The following is a 253-nucleotide window of genomic DNA, read 5'->3' on the forward strand; positions in this document are numbered from 1 at the left end:
GTCACGCCGGTCATCTGCGGGATGTGATAAAGGTAGATCTTGAGCCTGCTGTCTCCCACCGCGTCGATAATAGCCGAGAAGCTATCGACCAGGCCCTCTTCGGGCACGCCCTTGTAGTAGAACGGCGGCAGGGTCAGGGTGCCGAGCACGCCACGCGAGATGGCATGCTTGGTCAACGAAATGGTATCGGGCAGTGCGGCGCAGCCAGTGCCCGGGATCAGCCGATCTGCCGCAACGCCGCTCTCGATCAAGG

At 62.1% G+C, this 253-nt stretch carries 1 protein-coding gene; it reads right to left on the reverse strand.

All coding sequences use genetic code 11. The features are described from left to right. A partial coding sequence (locus RYX56_RS23895) for a dihydrodipicolinate synthase family protein (protein WP_317124325.1) occupies nt 1–253 on the reverse strand: 253 nt, incomplete at both ends.

The sequence above is a fragment of the Alkalihalophilus lindianensis genome (genome assembly GCF_032843265.1).
GTDB lineage: Bacteria > Bacillota > Bacilli > Bacillales > Bacillaceae_D > Alkalihalophilus > Alkalihalophilus lindianensis.